Genomic DNA, 20,768 nt, shown 5'->3' with positions numbered 1-20,768 from the left:
CCGGCCCGGGTCGCACAGGAGGCATGAGACATGAGGCGACTTTTCTGGCTCGGCATCGGGCTGGCCGTGGGCGTGGTGGTGGTCCGCAAGGCCACCCGGACCGCGCAGGCGTACACCCCGGCGGGGATCGCCAGTGGGCTGTCCGAATCCGCTGGCGGTCTGGTCGAGTCGCTGCGTAGCTTCGTGGAGGACGTACGGATCGGGATGGCCGAGCGCGAGCAGGAGATCCACGAGGCGTTCGCCCGGGGTGAGGCGTTCGACGACCAGTTCGCCGAGCTGCGGGAGGACCCGCGTATCGGTGACCGAGAGATCTTTCCGGAGGAGCACCAGCGATGAAGACGGCGGAGATCAAGCGGCGGTACCTCGCCCATTTCGAGGCGAACGGGCATACCGTGGTGCCGTCCGCTCCGCTGCCCGCCATCAGTGATCCGAACCTGCTGTTCGTCAACGCCGGCATGGTGCAGTTCGTTCCGTACTTCCTGGGGCAGCAGACCCCGGCGTACCGGCGGGCGGTAAGTGTGCAGAAGTGTCTGCGTACGCCGGACATCGACGAGGTCGGCAAGACCAGCCGGCACGGCACGTTCTTCCAGATGAACGGCAACTTCTCCTTCGGCGACTACTTCAAGTCCGGGGCGATCCCACTGGCCTGGGACCTGGTCACCAAGCCGGTCGCCGAGGGCGGTTACGGGCTGGACGGGGAGCGGGTCTGGCCGACGGTCTACCTCGACGACGACGAGGCGTTCGAGATCTGGCGGTCGGTGGGGGTGCCGGCCGAGCGGATCGTGCGCCGGGGCAAGGCGGACAACTTCTGGTCGATGGGTATTCCCGGCCCGTGCGGCCCGTGCTCGGAGCTGTTCTACGACCGGGGTCCGGAGTACGGCCGCGAGGGCGGCCCGGCGGTCGACGAGGACCGCTACATGGAGTTCTGGAACCTGGTCTTCATGCAGTACGAGCGGGGTCCGGGCAGCGGGAAGGAGGACTTCCCGATCCTGGGTGACCTGCCGGCGCAGAACATCGACACCGGCATGGGCCTGGAGCGGATGGCCTCGATCCTGCAGGGCGTCGACAACCTCTACGAGATCGACGAGGTGCGGCCGATCCTGGACCGGGCGGCGGAGCTGACCGGCAAGCGGTACGGCGCGCACTCGGGTCACGTGGCGAGCGAGTCGCACCCGGACGACGTACGGCTGCGGGTGGTCGCCGACCACGTGCGGACCGCGCTGATGCTGATCGGTGACGGGGTGACCCCGAGCAACGAGGGGCGCGGCTACGTGCTGCGCCGGATCATGCGGCGGGCGATCCGGGCGGTGCGCCTGCTGGGCTGGCAGGAGCGGGCGTTGCCGGAGCTGCTGCCGGTGGCCCGGGACTGCATGTCCCCGTCGTACCCGGAGCTGGCGGCCGAGTTCGACCGGATCTCGCAGTACGCGTACGCGGAGGAGGACGCGTTCCTGTCGACGTTGCGGGCGGGTACGACGATCCTGGACACGGCGATCGCGCAGACCCGGTCGGCGGGCAAGCCGGCGCTGTCGGGTGAGCAGGCGTTCCAGTTGCACGACACGTACGGGTTCCCGATCGACCTGACGTTGGAGATCGCCGCCGAGCAGGGCCTCCAGGTGGATGCGGAGGGTTTCCGCCGGTTGATGGCCGACCAGCGCAACCGGGCCAAGGCCGACGCGCAGGCCCGCAAGACCGGGCACACCGACGTGTCGGCGTACCGGTCGGTGCGTGACGACGGTGGCGCGGTGGAGTTCACCGGCTACAGCGAGTTGAGCCGGGAGTCCCGGGTCCGGGCGCTGCTCAGCGGTGGCGTCCAGGTCGGCGCGGCGGTCGAGGGTGACACCGTCGAGCTGGTGCTCGACACCACCCCGTTCTATGCCGAGGGTGGCGGTCAGCAGCCCGACCAGGGGCTGATCACGGTCGGTGCCGGTCAGGTCGAGGTCTTCGACGTGCAGCAGCCGGTGCCGGGTCTGGTCGTGCACCGGGCGAAGGTGGTCCGGGGTGAGGTGCGGGCCGGCGAGACCGGCTACGCGGAGATCGACGTGACCCGACGGCGGGCGATCTCGCGGTCGCACACCGCGACCCACCTGGTGCACCAGACGATGCGTAACTTCCTGGGCGAGTCGGCGACCCAGGCGGGCTCGCTGAACGCCCCGGGGCGGCTGCGGTTCGACTTCAACACCCCGACCGGGGTGTCGCCGAGCGTGTTGCACGACGTGGAGCAGCAGGTCAACGAGGTGCTGTTGGCGGATCTGGAGGTCAACGCCTTCATCACCACCCAGGAGGAGGCGCGGCGGATCGGCGCGATGGCGCTGTTCGGCGAGAAGTACGGCGAGCGGGTCCGGGTCGTCGAGGTCGGCGACTACGCCCGGGAGCTGTGCGGCGGCACCCACGTGGCCCGTTCGGCCCAGCTCGGCCTGGTGAAGATCCTCTCCGAGGCGTCGGTGGGTTCGGGCGTGCGCCGGATCGAGGCGCTGGTCGGGATGGACGCGTTCGGTTTCCTGGCCCGTGAGCACCTGCTGGTGTCCCGCCTCGCCGAGCTGTTCCGGGTGCCCGGTGAGCAGGTCGCCGACCGGGTCGAGCAGACCGTGACGCAGCTGCGTGACGCCGAGAAGGAGCTGGAGAAGCTCCGCGCCCAGCTGGTGCTGGGCGGGGCGGCGGCGCTGGCCGGGCAGGCGAAGGACGTCGGCGGGGTGGCGTACGTCGGCACCGAGGCGCCGGAGGGCGCGGCCGGTAACGACGTGCGGACCCTGGCCCAGGAGATCCGCGGCAAGATCGACCCGGCGCGGCCGGCGGTGGTGGCGGTGGCGGCCCGATCGAACGGCAAGGCGTCCCTGGTGGTGGCCGTGAACGCGGCGGCCCGTGGCCGTGGTCTGGCGGCGAACGACCTGGTCAAGGCGGCCTTCTCCGGTCGGGGTGGCGGCAGCCAGGACGTCGCGCAGGGTGGTGGCCTGCCCGCCGCCGAGGCGCCGAAGCTGCTGCTCACGGTCGAGAAGGCGATCGCCGACGCGTGACGGATCAGCGCACGAGCCAGGGCGGACCAGAGCTGGTCCGCCCTGGCTCGTCACCGGGGAGGGTGACCGACGGTGAGTGAGTTGTCCCGGGGGGTCCGGTTGGGTGTCGACGTCGGGCAGGTCCGGGTGGGGGTGGCCCGCTCCGACCCGCACGGGATCCTGGCCACTCCGCTGGTCACTCTGGCCCGGGATCTGACCACCGGCCCGGACGCGGTGCCCGGTGACCTCGCCCAGCTCGCGCAGCTGGTGGCCGAGCACGAGGCCGTCGAGGTCGTCGTCGGGCTGCCGGTCAATCTGGCGGGCCGGCAGGGGCCGGCGGCCCAGCACGTGTTGGCGTACGTGCGCCGGTTGACCGAGGTGATAGCGCCGGTTCCGGTGACGCTCACCGACGAGAGGATGTCAACCGTCGTCGCGTCTCGTAGGCTTGCCGAGCGTGGCGTCCGGGGAAAGCGCCAACGTGCGGTGGTGGATCAGGCCGCCGCGGTCGAGATCCTGCAGAGCTGGCTGGAAGCGCAGCGGAGGCGGACGGAATGATCGACGATCTGGACCTCGGGTTCGACGAGCAGGAGAGGGGGGAGAAGGGCCGGCACCGGCGTGGCTTCGTCAGCCGACGCAACGGCACGTCGGGTGGCGGAAAGTCGGGCGGCGGGCACCTGAAGACGATCTTCGCTCTGTTCATGGCCCTGGTGCTGCTGGGTGGCATCGGGGGTGGGGCCTTCTACGGCTTCGACCGGATCCGTAGCCACTTCATCACGCCGGACTTCGACGGCCCGGGCACCGGTGAGGCGCTGGTCGACGTCAAGCAGGGCGACACGGCCACCGACATCGGCAACTCCCTGTACGACGCCGGTGTGGTCAAGAGCACCAAGGCCTTCGTCGAGGCGGCCGACGACAACGCGCTCAGCAAGAACATCCAGGTCGGCCGGTACAAGGTCAAGAAGGAGATGCGCGCCTCCGACGCGCTCATCCTGTTGCTGGACCCGAAGAGCCGGGTGGTCAACGGGATCACCATCCCCGAGGGCATGATCACCCTGGCGATCTACGACCTGCTGGCCAAGGAGACCAAGATTCCGGTCGCCGAGTTTAAGGCCGCCGCGAAGGACCCGGTCAAGTTGGGCGTGCCGGAGTTCTGGTTCAACCGCAAGGACGGCAAGAAGGGGCCGCGGAGCCTGGAGGGCTTCCTCTACCCGGCCACCTACGAGCTGCCGCCGAAGGCGACCGCCCCGCAGATCCTGTCGCTGATGGTGGACAAGTTCCTCGACGTGACCGGGGAGATGAAGTTCGTCGAGACGGTCGAGGCCGACCGGGGCATCTCCCCGTACGAGGCGCTGATCACGGCGTCGATCGCGCAGGCCGAGTCGGTCAACCACGTGGACATGCCGAAGGTGGCCCGGGTGATCTACAACCGGGTCTACACCGACCGCTACCACTGCAAGTGTCTGGAGATCGACAGCGCGATCAACTACTGGCTGCGGTTGCAGGGCAAGAACCCGAAGGATTCCGACATCCTCAAGCAGTCCGAGCTGAACGACCCGAAGAACCCGTACCGGACGCACGGCGCGGACGGGCTGACCATCACCCCGATCAGCAACCCCGGCGAGGACGCCCTCAAGGGGGCGATGAGCCCGCCCAACGGCTCCTGGGTCTATTTCATGACCGTCGACAAGAAGGGCACCATGGGCTACGGGACGACCGACGCCGACTTCCGTGACCTGCAACGCCAGATGTGCACCAACGGCGTGCTGAGCGGAGAGAACTGCCGGTGAGGGCGGCGGTGCTCGGCCGGCCGATCGCGCACTCCCTCTCCCCGGTGATCCACAACGCCGGTTACGCCGCGGCCGGGCTCGACGGCTGGTCGTACACCCGGATCGAGTGCGGGGCGCAGGAGCTGCCGGCCCTGGTCGCCGGCCTGGGGTCGGAGTGGGCCGGGTTGTCGGTGACCATGCCGGGCAAGGAGGCCGCGCTCGCGGTGGCCGACCGGGCGTCGCCGGTCGCCACCGCCGTCGGCGCGGCCAATACGCTGGTACGGCGTCCCGACGGCTCCTGGTACGCCGACAACACCGACGTCTCCGGCATGGTGACCGTGCTGACCTCGGCGGGGGTGCCGGCCGGGGCCGCCGTCACGGTGCTCGGCGCCGGGGGCACCGCCCGGGCCGCCCTGGCCGCCGCCGGTGGGCTCGGCGTGACCACGGTGACCGTGGTGGCCCGCCGCCCGGCGGCGGTGGCGCAGCTGCGGCCGGTGGCGGCGGCCGTCGGGGTGGACCTGGTCCCCGTGGCCTGGGCCGACGCCGCCGCGCACCTGCGTGCCGACCTGGTCGTCTCCACCGTGCCGAAGGGGGTCGCCGACCCGTTGGCGGACGGGGTCGACTGGGGACCGTCCACGGTGTTCTTCGACGCGTTGTACGACCCGTGGCCGACCCCGCTGGCCGCCTCGGCGCTGGCCGCCGGCCGTCAGGTGCTCTCCGGGCTGGATCTGCTGCTGGCCCAGGCCGTCGGCCAGTTCACCCAGTTCACCGGGGTGCCGGCCCCGGTCGAGGCGATGCGCGCGGCGCTGGCGGCGGCCCGCCGCTGACCCGCTCTCCCGTCGGGCCGGCCGGTCCGACGGGCGTTCCCCGCGACCCTGCCCGGCGGGTCAGGAGCGGCCAGGATGACGGCGAACCGCATCGCCGACTTTCCGGTCAATCAGGCGTAACCTCGGGAAGCCGGCATTCGTTTGCTCGCCCGCCGAAAAGCAACCCCGGCTGCCTTATTCTTTGGTTAAGTCCTGTCGCCACCTTGATTTCACCCCTGCCACAGCCGCCCGTGGTGGATACGCTGCTGCCGGTAATCGTCGCCCACCCGGGGAGAGTTCCTTGAGCAGGCACGGAATCCACCGCGCCCTTCCGGCCATCACCGGCCGACGCAAGGCGGTCGTCCTCAGTGTCCTGAGCGTCACCGCAGTCGGCGGCATCGTGGCCACGATGATGCCGCTGATCGCCGCCGAGGTGCCGCCGATCGTGCTCTCCGCCGTCGCGGACACCACGGCCACCCAGGTCCCGCAGGACGGCGACAACGGGGTCAAGACCACCCTGGCCAGCTGCCCGCAACTCTGCGACGGCAACCGGGTCGGCCAGCGCGACGCCGTCCTGGAGTTCCAGGTGCGTGGTTTGCCCGCCGACGCGGTGAAGGTCAAGGCGTCCCTGCGGGTGTACGCCTGGCAGCAGTTCACCTCCCGGGTCCGGGCGCACGCCGCCGAGGGCACCGCGGTCGGTACCGGCGCGTGGCACGAACGGCCCGTCCTCGGCCCGGCGCTGGCCACCGTCGACCGGGTCGCCCAGGGCTACAACGAGTGGGACGTCTCCGGCGCGGTCAGCGGCAACGGCCAGGTCACCTTCGCCCTGACCCAGGAGAACTGGAACACCCGCATCTACTGGGCGTCCCGGGAGAACACGAAGACCACCATCCGGCCCAGCCTGGTGGTGACCTATGAGCGGGGTGGCCGGCCGCCGACCCGGCCACCGGCCACCACGGCCCCGCCGACCACCGCCGCCCCGAAGCCCACGCCGACGCGTACGGTGGCGCCGTCGCCGACCCGGACGGTCGGCCCGCCCGCGCCGACCACGGCCGCCCCGAAGCCCACGCCGACGGTCCGCCCCGGCACGGACGTGCCCGGCTGGCGGCTGGTCTGGTCCGACGAGTTCACCGGGCCCACCGTCGACCTGAAACGGTGGAACCTGCGCGACAACGAGGGCCGCGACATCGACAAGGGCTGCAACGTCGACGACGCGGACAACACCTTCGTCGCCGACGGGGTGCTGACCCTGCGCGCCCAGCGGGAGACCGCGGTGTGCAGCTCGCAGACCCGGCAGTACACCCAGAGTTACCTGGACACCATCGGCAAGGCGTCGTTCACCTACGGCCGGTTCGAGATGCGGGCCAAGTCGCCCAACGGGCCGACCGACTCCAAGGGCCTCTGGCCGGCGTTCTGGCTGCGCCCCGACGACGGCGGCAAGGGCGAGATCGACGTGGTGGAGCTGCCCGGCGGGTCGTCCCTGCACGAGGCCGCCACCCAGGCGATCTTCTACGACTACACGCCGGTCAAGCAGGACCAGCGGTGGGACTTCCCGACCGGCTACCCGGGTGACGGCTTCCACACGTACACCACGGAGTGGGAGCCGGGGGTGATCCGCTGGTACATCGACGGCCGGCAGGTCTGGCAGCGCGACCGCAGCACCACCCCGTGGTTCGACGAGGCGTTCAACAAGCCGTTCAACCTGCGGCTGAACTTCCAGGTCGGCGGCTGGCTGGGCGACCCCGACGCGGCCACCCGCTTCCCGGCCGACTTCCGGGTCGACTACGTCCGCGTCTGGCAGCGCTGACCCGGACCGGGCACCGTACGCCGCCCGGTGGGCCTCGGCCCGCCGGGCGGCTGCTTGCCCGCTGCCCCTATCGTGTCCGCCAGCGCGCGGCGCTCGGGCGAGGACGGGAGAGGGCATGACGGCGGTGGCGGACCCACGGACCCGGCAGGACGGCCTGGGCTGGGTGACCCGGGCCATCTTCGGTGACCCCCGGCTCTGGCTCGGCGGTCCGGCCGACCCGGTGCCCACCACCCACCGCCCGGCCGTCCGGTACGCCGTGGTGCCCTCGGTGGAGCGGGCCAGGTTCCTGCTCCCGCTCGTCTCCCGCCGGGTCGGCGCGGCGTCGACCCTGGCGTACAACGCGCTGCGCCCGCCCCGGGTGCGGGCCAACCGGTTGGCCGTCGGGATGCTGGCCGGGCTCGGGGCGACCGGGCTGGCCCGGATGCCGGTGTTGACCGTCGCGGTGCCCACCGACGCCGATCCGGCCGAGTTGCTGCTCGCCGAGCACCTGGGCCGGCTGGCTGGCCGACGGCTGCACGCCGCGATCGGCATCCGGCCGCCGGACCCGCACCACAAGCCGACGTTGCAGCTCTTCGACGACCGGGGTGCCGCGCGGGCGTACGCGAAGATCGGGTGGAACGACGCGACCCGGGCGATGGTCCGCGCGGAGGCCGCCGCGCTGCGGGAGCTGCCCCGCGACGGCGGTGACTTCCCGGACGTGCCCCGGCTGCTGGACGAGGTGAGCTGGGGTGACCTGGCGGTGACCCTGGTCGAGCCGATGCCGGCCCGGATCCGCCGGCCGCGTCACCCGCTGCGCCCGGAGGTGGCCGCGATGCTGGCGGTGGCCCGGCGCGGTGGCCCGGCGGCGGCCCGCCGCCCGTTGCGCGGCTCGGCGTTCCTGGCCGATCTGACCGCGCGGGCCGCGACCGCCGGTGGTCCGGTGGTCGGGGCGCTGGCCGCCCTCGTCGACCGTGACGGCGACCGGCCGGTGGAGTTCGGGCACTGGCACGGCGACTGGGTGCCGTGGAACCTCGGCCGGCACCGGGGCCGGTTGGTCGTCTGGGACTGGGAGAACAGCGGCGCCGACCGGCCCCTCGGGTTCGACCTCGCCCACCAGGGTTTCCAGAGCGCGTTGTCGCTGGCCGGCCGGGACGTGGCGGGGGCGACCGGCGACATGGTCGAGCTGTTGGACCGGCACGGCCCGGCGTTCGGCCTGGACCCGGCGGGACGTCAATTCGTCGCCGACGCATATCTCGTCGAGCTGTGGTTGCGGACGGCGGAACTGGCCGCCGGCGGGGGCGGCTGGAGTGCGAAGTTGCACCCCGCACTGCTGCACACGCTCGCCGACCGGCTGGGCTCACCCCGCCCCTGACCGGCGGTTTCTCCCGGTGAATGGGACAAGTGTCGGGGTCCCGACCGGAAAAACGGCGAAAAGCCCACACTGCCGTCACCGCCGCTACCGAAGCCGGCTCACGTTCCATTAGGGTGGCCCCACTCGATGACCACTGGCCGGCGACGGCGTGGTCGGTGCGGCCCGGGACGGCGTGGGGACCTCGTCCGGGGTGTGGGGAGGCCCGGCCGATGGCCGGCACAATCAGGGAGCACGATGGGATCGTCACGCGTCAACCAGTTCGGGGTCACCTGCGCCCCGGCCGCCGGCCGTTCGGGCGGCGGTGACCCCAGGTGACCATCGTCTACGTGTTGGCCGTGTTGGCCGTGCTGGTGCCCCTGCTGACAGTTCCGGTGCTGGCGGCCCGGTGGGCGTCGGCCGTCGACACCGGCCGGACGGCCGAACGCTTCCGGATCGCCCTCGCCGGGCTGACCGCCGCGTTCGGGCGGACCGGAGCGGCGCTGGTGGTGCTGCTGGCCGGTGCGGCGGCGGTCGTCGCCGTCTGCTGGCCGCTCGGTGAGGCGATCTCCCGGCTCGAACCCCACGTCGACCACCCCGTCTTCGACTACGTGCACGCCCACCGGGTCGGCTTCTGGGAAGACGTCAACCTGTTCATCTCCCCGATCGGCGACCGCTACCCGCTCAAGTGGGTGACCGTGGTGGCCGCGATCGGCTTCGCCATCGCCTGGCGTCGCCGCCGCTGGTGGATTCCGCTGGTGGCGATGCCGTTGCAGTTCGTCGTCGAGCAGTACACCCAGACGATCCTCGCGAAGGTCGTCGACCGGGGCCACCCGCCGACCGACCTGGGCACCTACCCCTCCGGCGGCTGCGCCCGGGTGCTGATGACCTTCGGCACCATCCTGGTGCTGGCCGCGCTGACCTGGCGGATCCCCCGCCGGGTGCTGATCGGCCTGGTCACCGCCCTGGCGGTGCTGGTCACCGTCGAGGGCTACACCCGCATCTACGCCGAGAAGCACTGGCTCACCGACGTCTTCGGCGGCTGGTTCTTCGGCACCCTGCTGACCGGCGTGATGGTGCTCGCCGTGCTGGTCGTCGACGGCCGGGTCCGCCCGCCGGGGACGCCTGCCGACCCGGCACCGGCCAACGCCGACCGGCTGACCACCGGTACCTGACCCCCTCCCCGTCCGGACCGGCGCTACCCCTCCCCGCGCCGCGACGGACCCGGCCCCCACCACTCCTCGAACGGAAGTTGGGCCACCACCGTGACCACCCTCCTCGTCGCCTCCACCGGTGGGCACCTCGCCGAGCTGCACGATCTGCTGCCCCGGCTCGGGGTGCAGGACGACTGCGTCTGGGCGACGTTCGACTCCCCGCAGAGCCGATCCCTGCTCGACGGATACGAGGTCATCCACGTGCCGCCGGCCGCCACCCGGGACCCGGTCGGTGCGCTGCGCGACCTGCTGGCCGCCCGCCGGGTGCTCTGCGGCGGACGGTTCCGCCGGGTGGTCAGCACCGGTGCCAGCGTCGCCATGTCGTTCTTCCTGCCCGCCGTGCGGCACGGCCTCGACTGCCACTACATCGAGAGCGCCACCCGCACCGAGGGCCCGTCGCTGACCGGTCGGCTGGTCGCCCGGGTGCCCCGGACCCGGCTCTACACCCAGTACCCAGGTTGGGCGGACGGCCGGTGGCGCTACGGCGGTTCCATCTTCGACGGCTACCTGCCCGCACCCGCTGCCCCGCGCCCGGTCTCCCGGATCGTGGTGACCCTCGGCACCCAGTCCCGCTTCGGCTTTCCGCGCCTGCTGCAACGCCTGGTCGACGTGGTGCCCCCCGAGGCGGAGGTGCTCTGGCAGGTGGGGTCGACCCGCATCCCCCGGATGCCGGCCGGGGCCCGCCGGCAGGTGCCGCACGCCGAGATGCAGCAGGCCATGCGGGAGGCCGACGTGATCGTCACCCACGCCGGGGTCGGTTCGGCGCTGGCCGCGATGCGGGCCGGACGCCGTGCCGTCTACGTGCCGCGCCGGGCCCGGCACGGCGAACACGTCGACGACCACCAGGTCGAGATGGCCCGGGAACTCGACCGGCGGGGCCTGGTGCTGGCCCGGGAGGCCGACGCCGTCACGGCCGACGACCTGGCCCGCGCGGCATCCTGGACGGTCACCACCACCGGCACGGTCCCGCCGTTCCGGTGGGCGGAGCCGGCGTGAGGCCGGCCGGGACCGGGCGGCCCGGTGACGGGTCCCGCCGGTCGATGCGCAATCCTCGTCCTCCGTGGGTCGTCCGGACGCGACCCGTACGGCAGGACCGGACCGAGCCGGTGGCCGAGTGGACCGGTCGGTTGATGGTGCGAAATGTCCGGGCAGAGCAAGCTACGCGTGATCTCACTTCATCTTTGGGGGCGCCAGTGCAACACAGAACGTCTCGACCGGTGTGGCGGCGGTGGTTCGCCGCTCTCGCCGTACCGGTGCTCGCGGCCGGCCTGCTGGCCGCGCCCGCGCGGGCGGCGAACCTCACGCCGGTCACCAGCACCCTCACCTCGGCGAACCCGGCGGACAACATCCCGCACGCGCAGAACGGTGACACCAAGGCATTCGCCGAGATCGGCAACACCGTCTACGTCGGTGGCTCGTTCACCTCGATCAAGGCCAGCGGGGACGCGAGCTGGACCAGCCGCAGCTACCTGTTCGCGTACGACCGGGCCAGCGGCGCGCTCAAGGCCGACTTCACCCCGACGCTGGACGGCGCGGTGCACGCCCTCGCGGCGAGCCCCGACGGCAAACTCATCGTCGGTGGCTCGTTCATGAACGTCAACGGCGTCAGCCGCAAGAACCTCGTCGAGCTGGACCCGACCACCGGCGCGACGGTGACCGGCTGGGTCGGTCGCAGCGACGGCGGCCTGGTCCGGCGGACCGTGGTCGTCGGCAACAAGCTCTACATCGCGGGCGCGTTCCACTGGGTCAACGGCACCCAGCACTCGCTGCTCGCCCGGCTCGACGCGACCACCGGTGCGATCGACCCGAGCTTCCAGATCGACGCCAGCGTCGCCCGCGCCAGCAGCGAGCTGGTCTGGGGCCTCGCCGTCGCCCCCGACGGCAAGACCCTGGTCGCGGTGGGCAACTTCACCGAGGTCAACGGCCAGCCCCGCAACCAGGTGGTGGTCGTCGACCTGGACGGCACCCCGGCGGTCGCCAACTGGAGCACCCAGCGCTACGTGGCGCCCTGCTACAGCGGTTCGTTCCCGTTCTACGCCCGGGACGTCGACTTCTCCGACGACGGCTCTTACTTCGTGATCATCGCCGACGGCGGCCGGGGCGACGGGGCGTACTGCGACGCCATCGCCCGGTTCGAGACCGCCGACCGGGGCACGGCCATGGACGCCACCTGGGTCAACTACACCGGCACCGACTCGGTGACCTCCGTCGAGGTCGCCGACAACGTGGTCTACGTCGGCGGTCACTTTCGCTGGCTGAGCAACGCCAACGGCAACGACTCGGCCGGCTCCGGCGCGATCAACCGGTTCGGCCTGGGCGCGCTGGACCCGATCAACGGCCTGCCGCTGGTCTGGAACCCGACCCGCTCGGGCGCCCCGGCGGGCACCACCACCTGGGGCCCGATCATGTGGGAGCTGTGGCGGGGCAGCAACGGTCTGCTGGCCGGTTTCGACTCCGACGGGCTCGGCAACGAGTACCACGGGCGGCTGGGCCTGTTCCCGCTCGCCGGTGGGCGTACGGTCGCGGCGACCAACGCGCCGACGGCGTCGTCGGGCTACCTGTACGTCGGGACCGGCAACGGGCAGACCGCCAAGGTGTCGTTCAACGGCAGCACCGTGGGCACGCCGGTGGCCAGCGCGCAGGCGAACCTCACCGCGTCCGGCGCGGCCTTCTCGGTCGGCAACAAGCTCTACTGGTCGAAGACCGACCCGACCGCCGCCGGTGGCAGCTACCTGGGTGTGTCGATGTTCACCGGCGGTTCGGTGGGCGCACCCTGGGTCAGCAGCGGCTACAACGACTGGTTCAACCCGGCGACCATGGCCGGCGCGTTCTACCTCGACGGCCGGATGTACTACACCAAGGCCGGCACCAACAAGTTGTTCTACCGCTACCTGGAGCCGGACGGCTACATCGTGGGCTGCTCCGAGTTCACCCTGCCGAGCGTGGGCCTGAACTGGGGCTCCGTGCGGGGGATGGCCTGGGTCAACGGCAAGATCGTCTATGGCAACACCAACGGCTCGCTGCGCGCCGTGCCGTTCGACGAGGTCGCCGTCGACGGCGCCGCCTCGGTGGAGATCGCGCCGGCCGGTGCCGGCGTGGACTGGTCGAGCAAGACGCTGTTCTTCGCCACCTCCTGATCCACCTTTGGTGCGGGCGGTCCGCCGGTGTCCTCGAGGCACCGGCGGGCCGCCCGTCGCGCAGGGGACCGGTCGGCTGTCGACCATAAGTGAACGGTCGGCGACAATAGGACGACCGGCGGCTCGCACCGGGGCCGACGTCCGGCCCACGCCGACCTGCCCACCCCCTCATCGCTAGAGGACCTGACTGATGGACGTGACCGACGTCACTCCCGCCCGGCAGCGCCCGGTCGGCCTGGCCGAGTTGGCCCGTATCCCGGTGCGGCGGTGGCGCACGGTGCTCGCCGCCACCGGGTTGGTGCTGTTGCTGGTGGCCGCCTACCTGCTGGTCTTTCCCGCCACCTACACCGCCACCACGGCCGTGGTGGTCCGACCGGTGGTCACCGACCCCTTCTCGGTGCCCTCCGGTGGTGCCGACCGGGCGGTCAACATGACCGCCGAGAGCGGGATCGCCACCAGCAACGGGGTCATCGACAAGGTCGCCTCGATCACCGGCCGGGACACCACCGGCGTGGCCGACGCGCTCACCGTGGAAACCCCGGTCGGTGGACAGGTGATGCGGTTCAGCTACTCCGGGCACAGCGAGGCCGAGGCGGTGGACGGCGCGAACGGCGCCGCCGAGGCGTACCTCGAACTGCGCAAGGGGATGTACGAGAACCAGCGCGCCGCCGTGCTCAAGTCGTACGACGACACGATCGCCCTGGTCACCAGCCAGCGCACCACCACCCAGCGGTCGTTGCCGGCCAACCAGAACTCCTCCACCCCGTCGCCGCGCACCAGCGCCCTGCTGGACCAGCTGCGGGCGCTCAACGACCAGCTGGCGACCCTCGCCGAGCAGCGTTCCAAGATCGGCTCGGCGGATCTGAGCCCCGGATCGGTCACCAGCGCCGCCCGCGCACCCGTCCCGTCGAGCCGGGACGCCGCCCCGCTGATCCTGGTGGCCGGGCTGCTCGGCGGGCTGCTGGTCGGCGGTCTGGTCGCCTTCGTCCGGGAGTCCATGGACCGCCGGGTGCGTACCGCCGACGAGGCGTCCGCGCTGGTCGGTGCCCCGCTGCTGGGGACCGTCGGGCGGGACCGCTCCGGGCGGCTCTCCGACACCGACCTGCGCTACCTGGTGCTGGCCCTGAGCCGCTGGGTGGACGGGCCGAGACCGCTGCCGCTGGTGCTGCTGTCCAGCGCCGCCGACGAGCGACGCGAACAGGTCACCGCCGGGATCGCCGCGGCGCTCGCCCAGAGCGGGCACGAGGTGCGGCTCGGGGTGGCCCCGGAGAGCCGGGACCGGATCCGGCCGTTGCTCCAGGACGCCCAGCGCCGCCACCCGGCCACCGAACCGACCCGCCCCCGGGTGCCCCGCCCGCGCCCGGCGCCCAGCGCCGTCCCGGCACCGGCGGCCACCGCCCCGATGGGCAGCCCGGAAGACACCATGATCATCCAGCCGGTCCGCAAGCCCCGGCCGTTCCCCACCGAGGACCCGAAGAACGGCGGGGTCTACCGCTCCACCACCACCTCGGCGGACAAGACCGAGATCATCCCCCGGGTGCTGCCCAAGGAGACCCCCGCGGTCGACGGTGAGGAGCTGCGCATCGGGTCCGGCGCGGTGCACCTGGTCCCGCTGGACGCCCCGACCGGCGGTGGCGTCACCGTGATCGACGCGCCACCCGCCCTGCACGACGAGCGGGGCGTGCGGGCCGCCCGGGAGGGCCGGGCCGTGCTGGTCGCAGCCCGGGACAAGACCCGCACCGGTCGGCTGAGCCAACTGGTGGAACGGCTGCGCGCGGTGGGCGTCGAGCCGGTCGGATTCGTGGTGACGGGAGAGAAACGTGACTGAGTCGACGGCCGTCGGGCAGCACCCGCCGGTGACCGTGGTGATCGCCACCCGGGACCGGCCCGGCCTGCTGGAACGGGCCGTGGGTGCCGTGCTCGGCCAGGACTACCCCGGCCCGGTGGAGTGCATCGTCGTCTACGACCACACCGACGTGCGCGAGCTGGCCGTGGACGTCCCGGCCGGCCGTAGCCTCCGCTACGTCAACAACGCCCACCGGCAGGGCCTGCCCGGCGGTCGCAACACCGGCGCCGACGAGGCCACCGCCGACCTGGTCGCGTTCTGCGACGACGACGACTTCTGGCTGCCGGCGAAGCTGCGCCGGCAGGTCGAGCTGCTGGCGCAGCGCCCCGACGCCGCCGCCGCGAGCTGCGGCATCCGGCTGGAGGGCCCCGGCATCGCCAAGGAACGCCAACTCGACCGGGCCGAGGTCACCCTCCCCGACTTCGTCGAGGACCGGATCATGGAGGTGCACTCCAGCACCATCCTGATCCGCCGCTCGACCTGGGACGCCATCGGCCCGGTCGACGAGGAGCTGCCCGGCGGCTACGGCGAGGACTACGAGTGGCTGCTGCGGATCGCCGCGCACGGCCCGGTGGTGATCGTCCCCGAGGTGCTGGTGGTGGTCGACTGGCACGGCGGATCGTTCTTCTTCGGCCGCTGGGCGACCATCGTCGAGGCCACCCGCTACCTGCTGGACAAGCACCCTGAGCTGGCGGGCAGCCGGACCGGCCTGGCCCGGCTGCACGGCCAGATCGCCTTCGCGCTCGCCTCCGGCCGACGGCGGCGGGAGGCGGTCCGGGAACTCGGCCGGGTGGTCCGGCTCAACCCCCGGGAGAAGCGGGTGCTGGTGACCGTCCCGGTGGTGCTCGGGCTGCTCTCCGGGGAACGGGTGCTCCGACTGGCCCAGCGTCGGGGTCGAGGTGTCTGACCGGCGGCGTCGGGCCGGCACGTCGCCGACCGGACTGCCGCCGCTGCCCACCTGGCCGCTGTTGGCCATGTTCGGGTTGATGCCGCTGTGGTGGGCGCTCGGCGGCTTCTACCTCGGCTGGTCGGCGTTCGGACTGGTGCTGCTGGGCCTGATGGTCACCCGGGGCCGGGTGGCGCTGCCCACCGGCACGGCCTGCTGGATGGTGCTGCTGGCGCTGGTGCTGCTCAGCTTCACCCGGCTGGACCGGGCCACCGCCTACCTCACCTCCGGGTTGCGGCTCGGCTTCATGGTCACCGCCCTGATCGTCTGCGTGTACGTCTACAACCTGGTCCGCGACGGCGTCCCCTGGGCCCAGGTGCTCCGCCCCCTCGGCTGGTACTGGCTGGGCGTGGTCGCCCTGGGCTGGCTGGCGGTGCTGGCACCCCGCTTCCAGCTCACCACCCCGATGGAACTGCTGCTGCCGGGCAGCATGTCGGGGGAGCGGTTCATCCAGGCGCTGACCCACGTGCGGGCCAACGAGTTCAACCCGATCTCGCGCGCCCCGATCTACCGGACCGCCGCGCCCTACCCGTACACCAACAACTGGGGCACGGCGTACGCGCTGCTGGTGCCGTGTGTGCTGGCGTACCTGACGTCGGTGCGTACCGGCAAGTTCCGGGTGGCGCTGCTGGTGTCGTTGCCGCTGTCGATGGTGCCGGCGTTCATGACCCTCAACCGGGGCATGTTCCTCGGCCTCGGCGCGGGGCTGACCTACCTGGGCCTGCGGGCGCTGGTGCGGGGCAACGCCAAGCTGATCGCCTCGATCGGCGGGCTGGTGCTGCTGGTCTGGGTGGTCAGCCTGGTGGTGCCCGTGCAGGAGCTGATCGACAACCGGGTCAGCAGCACCGACACCAACGTCGACCGGATGGACCTCTACGTCCGTACCCTCCAAGCCGTCGAACGCTCGCCGCTGCTCGGGTACGGCGCACCCAACAGCGTCGACACCACGCTCGCCGAGGAGCCGCTGGGCACCCAGGGCATGATCTGGCAGGTGCTCTACAGCCACGGCATCCCGGCCCTGGTCGCCTTCCTGGCCTGGCTGGTGCTGATCGCCAAGCGGCTCGCCGGCGCGGTCTCCCCGGCCGGGCAGTGGCTGAGCACCATCCCGGTGATCGCTTTGGTGGTGATCCCCGTGTACGCCTACATCGACCCCAACATGTCGGTGATCTTCTATGCGGTCGGGGTCGGGTTGGCGGCGGTCAGCGGGCCGGTGAACCGCCCGGTGACCCTCGCGCCCGGAGTCGTCGAGCCCCGCGCACCCCGCCCCACCGCGGCGGCCTCCGGCCCGCCGACGGCGGCGCTCACCGGCCCGCCGACGGCGGCGACCGGAACGGCATCCGTGCCGACCAGGGCATCGGCCACCGTCCCGCCCCCCAGCGCCACCGGCACCGCCCCGGCCACGCGTGGCCGAGCCACCGCCAGCGTCCCGTCCCCGCCCACCAGGGTCACGGCCAGCGCTTCCCCGCCCGCCCCCCGGGGCGCGACCCCACCCCCGACCCCGGTCCCGCCCCGCCCCGCGACCCCAGCCCCAGCCCCAGTGCTGGCCCCAGCCCCGAGCCGAGTTCCAACCCCGGGCCCGACTCCGGTTCCGAATCCGGCCCCAGGTCCCGCTTCGGCACCCGCTGCGGACCCGGCTCCCGCTCCCGCCGGCCGGAGCGCGTCGTCGTCGGCCCCGGCCCCGGCCTGGCCCCCGCTCGCGGCTCCCGCTCCGACTCCCGCTTCCGCTCCGACCCCGGCTCCGGCTTCCGCTCCGACTCCGGCTTCCGCCGCTGCGCCGCACCCGGTGCCGGCCGCCACCCAGGCTTCGGTCCGGCCGTCGGTCCCACCGTCGGTGTCGGCCGCTACCCAGGCTTCGCCCCGGCCGCTTTCGCCGCCGGTGCCGACCGCCAGTCAGGCTTCGGCCAAGCCGTCGGTCCCACCGTCGGTGCCGGCTTCCACCCAGGCTTCGCCCCGGCCGCCTTCACCGCCGGTGCCCGCTGCCGCCCAGGCTTCGGCCCGGCCGTCGGTCCCACCGCCGACCTCGGCCCCGGCTCCGGGCGGCGGGTCCCGTCCGGGTGGCGGGGTGGACGCACCCACCGTGGTGCAACCGGCCCGGCCCGACGGGCCCACCCCACCGGTCCGGACCGCCACCCGGACCGCAGACCAGACCGGCACCGAGGACGGCAGGGAGCGGACATGAGCCATCCGGGCACCGGGACCGGGACCACACCCGCGGCTCCCCGGCAGGTCGACCGCCGTGCCACGGCGGCCGGCGCACCGGCCGGGCCGGTGGCGGACACCTCCGACGCGGCGAGCGGCGCCGGGGAGGTCCGCCGCAGCGCCCGCAGCGGCGCGGTGGGGCTGGTCGGCGCGGCGGTCAACGGCGCGCTGGGTTTCCTGCTCACCGTGGTCATCGTGCGCGGGTTCGGCACCGACGGATCGGGTGCGCTGTTCACCGCCATCGGTGTGGTCTCCATTCTGGGCGCGATCTGCTGCGCCGGTGCGGACACCGCGCTGGTCTGGGCGCTGCCCCGACGCCGCACCGGTGTCGACGGTGACGCCGCCCGGCTGCTGCCGGTGGCGTTGCTGCCGGTCCTGCTGCTCACCGGGGTCGTCGCGACGGTGGGCGCGTTCACCGCCGACCGGCTCGCCCCGGTCTTCTTCGAGCGGTCGGACGGGCCGACACTGCTGCGGCTGGCGTTCCTCGCCCTGCCGGTCACCGTGGCGATGACCGTGCTGCTCGCCGCCGTCCGGGCGGTCCGGCCGGTGACCGCCGTGATCGGCATCCAGTACGTGCTGGTGCCGCTGGCCCGACCCGTACTGCTGCTGGCGACGGTCGCCACCGGGGCCGGGGTGGCCGTCGGGTTCGGCGGTTGGCTGCTGCCGGTGGCGTTGGCCGTGGTCGCCGCCGCCGTCCTGCTGCTGCGTCCGCTCGGGGTGCTGGCGGGGGCGCGGCTGCGGCCGGACGGCGCGGACTGGCGTACCCTCTGGGGCTTCGCGCTGCCCCGGGCGGTGTCGGCGGCGATCGACGCGAGCAGCATGTGGGTCGGGGTGTTGCTCACCGCGGCGCTGGCCGGTGCGGACGAGTCAGGTGTCTTCGGCGCGGTCGGCCGGTACGCCCTGGCCGGGCTGCTGATCATGCAGGGGTTGCGGGTGGCCGTCGCGCCCCAGCTCTCCCGGCTGCTCGGGCAGGGGCGCACCGCCGACGCGGCGCTGGTCTACCGGCGGGTCACCGTCGTGATCATCCTGCTGTCCTGGCCGGCGTACCTGCTGCTGGCGGTGTTCGCGCCCGGGTTCCTCAGCCTCTTCGGTGACGGGTTCACCGTCGGGGCCGCCCCGCTGGCGGTGCTCGCCTTCGCGATGCTCGTCAACTCCGGGGTGGGGATCGTGCAGACCATGCTGCTGATGAGCGGCAACAGCACCCGGCACCTCCAGGCCACCATGGTGGGGCTGGCGCTCACCGTCGGCCTGGGTTTCCTGCTCATCCCCGACCACGGCGCGCTCGGCGCGGCGTACGCCTGGACGGCCGGCGTGGTCGCCGAGAACGTGCTGGCCGCGATCGCCGCCCGGGTGGCGATCGGCGAGCCGCTGCTCACCCGGTCGGTGGGTTGGGCGGCGCTCGGGGCCGGCGGCGGTGCGGCCGTGGTGGCGGTGCTCAGCGCGCTGGTCGCCGGCCGGGGCGTGGCCGGTCTGGCGTTGGCCCTGGCGGTGCTGGCGGTCGTCGCCGCCGGGCTGCTGCTGGACCGGCGGGTCCGGGGTACGGTCCGGGCCGCCGTGACGATGCTCAGGCCGAAACCGGCATGAGGCGCTCAGGCCGAGGCCGCCGTGACGATGCTCAGGCCGAAACCGGCGTGACGAGAGGGAGACGATGACGATCCGCGACCGCCTCAAGGGTGTGGTCCCGCACCAGGTCACCCACCAGGTACGCAGCTCGCTGGTCCGGTACGGCGAACGCACCAGCGACCGCCGACCGCTGCCCGACTTTCTGATCACCGGCACCAAGCGGGGCGGCACCACCTCGCTGTGGCGCTACCTGCTGGCGCACCCCCTGGTGCCCCGGCTCTTCCCGGCCTGGAACACCAAGACCTCGCACTACTTCGAGGAGAACTGGGGTCGGGGCGAGGCGTGGTACCGCTCGCACTTCCCGACGGTGCGGCACCGGCAGGCCCTGGAACGTCGGCACGGCGGGCCGGTCCGCGTCGGTGAGGCCGCCCCGCTGTACATGTTCCACCCGCTCGCCGCGCAGCGGGTAGCCGAGCTGATGCCCGACGTCCGGTTGATCTTCCTGCTCCGGGACCCCGTGGAGCGGGCGTACTCGCACTGGAAGGAGCGGCGCACCGAGGGCAAGGAGCCGTTGGACTTCGTCGAGGCGCTGGCCCGGGAGGAGGAGCGGACGGCGGGGGAGCGGGAGAAGCTGATCGCCGACCCGACGTACTTCAGCGAGGCGTACGACTGGTACACCTACCGGGCCCGGGGCCGCTACCTGGAGCACCTGACGCCGTGGCTGGACCGGTTCGACCGTTCCCAGCTGCTGATCCTGCCCAGCGAGACGCTGTACGCCGAGCCGGCCGCCACGTACGCCCGGGTGTTGGACTTCCTCGGCCTGCCCCCGCACCAGCTCGCCGCGTACGAGGCGCACAACCACCGCCGCAGCAGCGCCATGCCCGAGCAGGTACGGGAAGAGTTGAGCGCGCACTTCGCCCCGCACAACGCGGCGTTGGAACAACGACTGGGTATGCGCTTCGACTGGTCGTGAACCCGGTCGGCGGCCCGCCCGGCGCAGCTCGGCGTCCGCAGGGCGGGACGGGCCGGACAGGGTGCCGACGCCGGCACCGGGCGTGACAGACTGACCGTCGTGTTGCGTTGGCTGACTGCAGGTGAATCGCATGGTCCGGCTCTGGTGGCGTTGTTGGAGGGGGTTCCCGCTGGGGTGGCGGTGACTTCTGGTGA

General features: G+C 72.7%; 16 protein-coding genes. All 16 read left to right on the top strand.

Annotation, left to right across the window (positions count from 1 at the left end):
- Window positions 1-30: 30 nt before the first annotated feature.
- Window positions 31-336 carry a hypothetical protein gene (locus tag AB0B63_RS29500; RefSeq protein WP_208569474.1) on the top strand — a complete coding sequence of 102 codons (306 nt, stop codon included), beginning with the start codon at window positions 31-33 and terminating at the stop codon, window positions 334-336.
- Entirely contained in the window at window positions 333-3,011 is a 2,679-nt protein-coding gene (gene alaS / locus AB0B63_RS29495; RefSeq protein WP_357024677.1) for an alanine--tRNA ligase, read from the top strand. Before AB0B63_RS29500 ends, alaS begins: the two co-directional genes overlap by 4 nt.
- A gap of 72 nt (window positions 3,012-3,083) precedes the next feature.
- Entirely contained in the window at window positions 3,084-3,545 is a 462-nt protein-coding gene (gene ruvX / locus AB0B63_RS29490; protein WP_208569476.1) for a Holliday junction resolvase RuvX, read from the top strand.
- Entirely contained in the window at window positions 3,542-4,777 is a 1,236-nt protein-coding gene (mltG, locus tag AB0B63_RS29485; RefSeq protein ID WP_357024673.1) for an endolytic transglycosylase MltG, read from the top strand. Before ruvX ends, mltG begins: the two co-directional genes overlap by 4 nt.
- Entirely contained in the window at window positions 4,774-5,583 is an 810-nt protein-coding gene (locus AB0B63_RS29480; protein WP_208569478.1) for a shikimate dehydrogenase, read from the top strand. Before mltG ends, AB0B63_RS29480 begins: the two co-directional genes overlap by 4 nt.
- 280 nt (window positions 5,584-5,863) lie before the next feature.
- Complete coding sequence (locus tag AB0B63_RS29475; RefSeq protein ID WP_357024670.1) at window positions 5,864-7,369, top strand: family 16 glycosylhydrolase; 1,506 nt, start codon at window positions 5,864-5,866, stop codon at window positions 7,367-7,369.
- Between the two features lie 115 nt (window positions 7,370-7,484).
- Window positions 7,485-8,720 (top strand): hypothetical protein, encoded by a 1,236-nt coding sequence (locus tag AB0B63_RS29470; RefSeq protein WP_208569480.1) that lies wholly within the window; start codon window positions 7,485-7,487, stop codon window positions 8,718-8,720.
- A 311-nt stretch (window positions 8,721-9,031) separates the two neighbouring features.
- Window positions 9,032-9,871 (top strand): phosphatase PAP2 family protein, encoded by an 840-nt coding sequence (locus AB0B63_RS29465; RefSeq protein ID WP_208569481.1) that lies wholly within the window; start codon window positions 9,032-9,034, stop codon window positions 9,869-9,871.
- A 90-nt stretch (window positions 9,872-9,961) separates the two neighbouring features.
- Window positions 9,962-10,906, top strand: coding sequence for a glycosyltransferase (locus tag AB0B63_RS29460; protein WP_357024666.1), 945 nt, complete (start codon window positions 9,962-9,964; stop codon window positions 10,904-10,906).
- Window positions 10,907-11,127: 221 nt separating this feature from the next.
- Window positions 11,128-13,047, top strand: coding sequence for a delta-60 repeat domain-containing protein (locus AB0B63_RS29455; protein WP_357024663.1), 1,920 nt, complete (start codon window positions 11,128-11,130; stop codon window positions 13,045-13,047).
- Between the two features lie 190 nt (window positions 13,048-13,237).
- On the top strand, window positions 13,238-14,875 hold the full coding sequence (locus AB0B63_RS29450; RefSeq protein WP_208569484.1) for a hypothetical protein: 1,638 nt from the start codon (window positions 13,238-13,240) through the stop codon (window positions 14,873-14,875).
- Entirely contained in the window at window positions 14,868-15,800 is a 933-nt protein-coding gene (locus AB0B63_RS29445) for a glycosyltransferase family A protein (RefSeq protein ID WP_357024659.1), read from the top strand. The genes AB0B63_RS29450 and AB0B63_RS29445 overlap by 8 nt, the downstream gene beginning before the upstream one ends.
- A complete protein-coding gene (locus tag AB0B63_RS29440; protein WP_357024656.1) occupies window positions 15,793-18,018 on the top strand; it encodes a hypothetical protein in 2,226 nt (741 codons plus the stop codon). Before AB0B63_RS29445 ends, AB0B63_RS29440 begins: the two co-directional genes overlap by 8 nt.
- Window positions 18,015-19,622, top strand: coding sequence for a polysaccharide biosynthesis C-terminal domain-containing protein (locus AB0B63_RS29435; RefSeq protein WP_357024653.1), 1,608 nt, complete (start codon window positions 18,015-18,017; stop codon window positions 19,620-19,622). The genes AB0B63_RS29440 and AB0B63_RS29435 overlap by 4 nt, the downstream gene beginning before the upstream one ends.
- A 64-nt stretch (window positions 19,623-19,686) precedes the next feature.
- Entirely contained in the window at window positions 19,687-20,574 is an 888-nt protein-coding gene (locus tag AB0B63_RS29430; protein ID WP_357024650.1) for a sulfotransferase domain-containing protein, read from the top strand.
- Between the two features lie 99 nt (window positions 20,575-20,673).
- Window positions 20,674-20,768, top strand: a 95-nt coding sequence (locus AB0B63_RS29425; RefSeq protein WP_357024739.1) for a chorismate synthase, incomplete at its 3' end; no start/stop codon positions are given.

This window comes from Micromonospora sp. NPDC049081, from assembly GCF_040648835.1.
Taxonomy (GTDB): Bacteria; Actinomycetota; Actinomycetes; order Mycobacteriales; family Micromonosporaceae; genus Micromonospora; species Micromonospora antibiotica.
Note: the sequence above shows the minus strand (reverse complement) of the source record. Positions and strands in the feature narration are given on the sequence as shown.

Coding starts and splice junctions, on each gene's coding strand:
- AB0B63_RS29500 (WP_208569474.1), top strand. CDS start 31: ATGAGGCGACTTTTCTGGCTCGGCATCGGGCTGGCCGTGGGCGTGGTG.
- alaS (WP_357024677.1), top strand. CDS start 333: ATGAAGACGGCGGAGATCAAGCGGCGGTACCTCGCCCATTTCGAGGCG.
- mltG (WP_357024673.1), top strand. CDS start 3,542: ATGATCGACGATCTGGACCTCGGGTTCGACGAGCAGGAGAGGGGGGAG.
- AB0B63_RS29470 (WP_208569480.1), top strand. CDS start 7,485: ATGACGGCGGTGGCGGACCCACGGACCCGGCAGGACGGCCTGGGCTGG.
- AB0B63_RS29450 (WP_208569484.1), top strand. CDS start 13,238: ATGGACGTGACCGACGTCACTCCCGCCCGGCAGCGCCCGGTCGGCCTG.
- AB0B63_RS29435 (WP_357024653.1), top strand. CDS start 18,015: ATGAGCCATCCGGGCACCGGGACCGGGACCACACCCGCGGCTCCCCGG.
- AB0B63_RS29430 (WP_357024650.1), top strand. CDS start 19,687: ATGACGATCCGCGACCGCCTCAAGGGTGTGGTCCCGCACCAGGTCACC.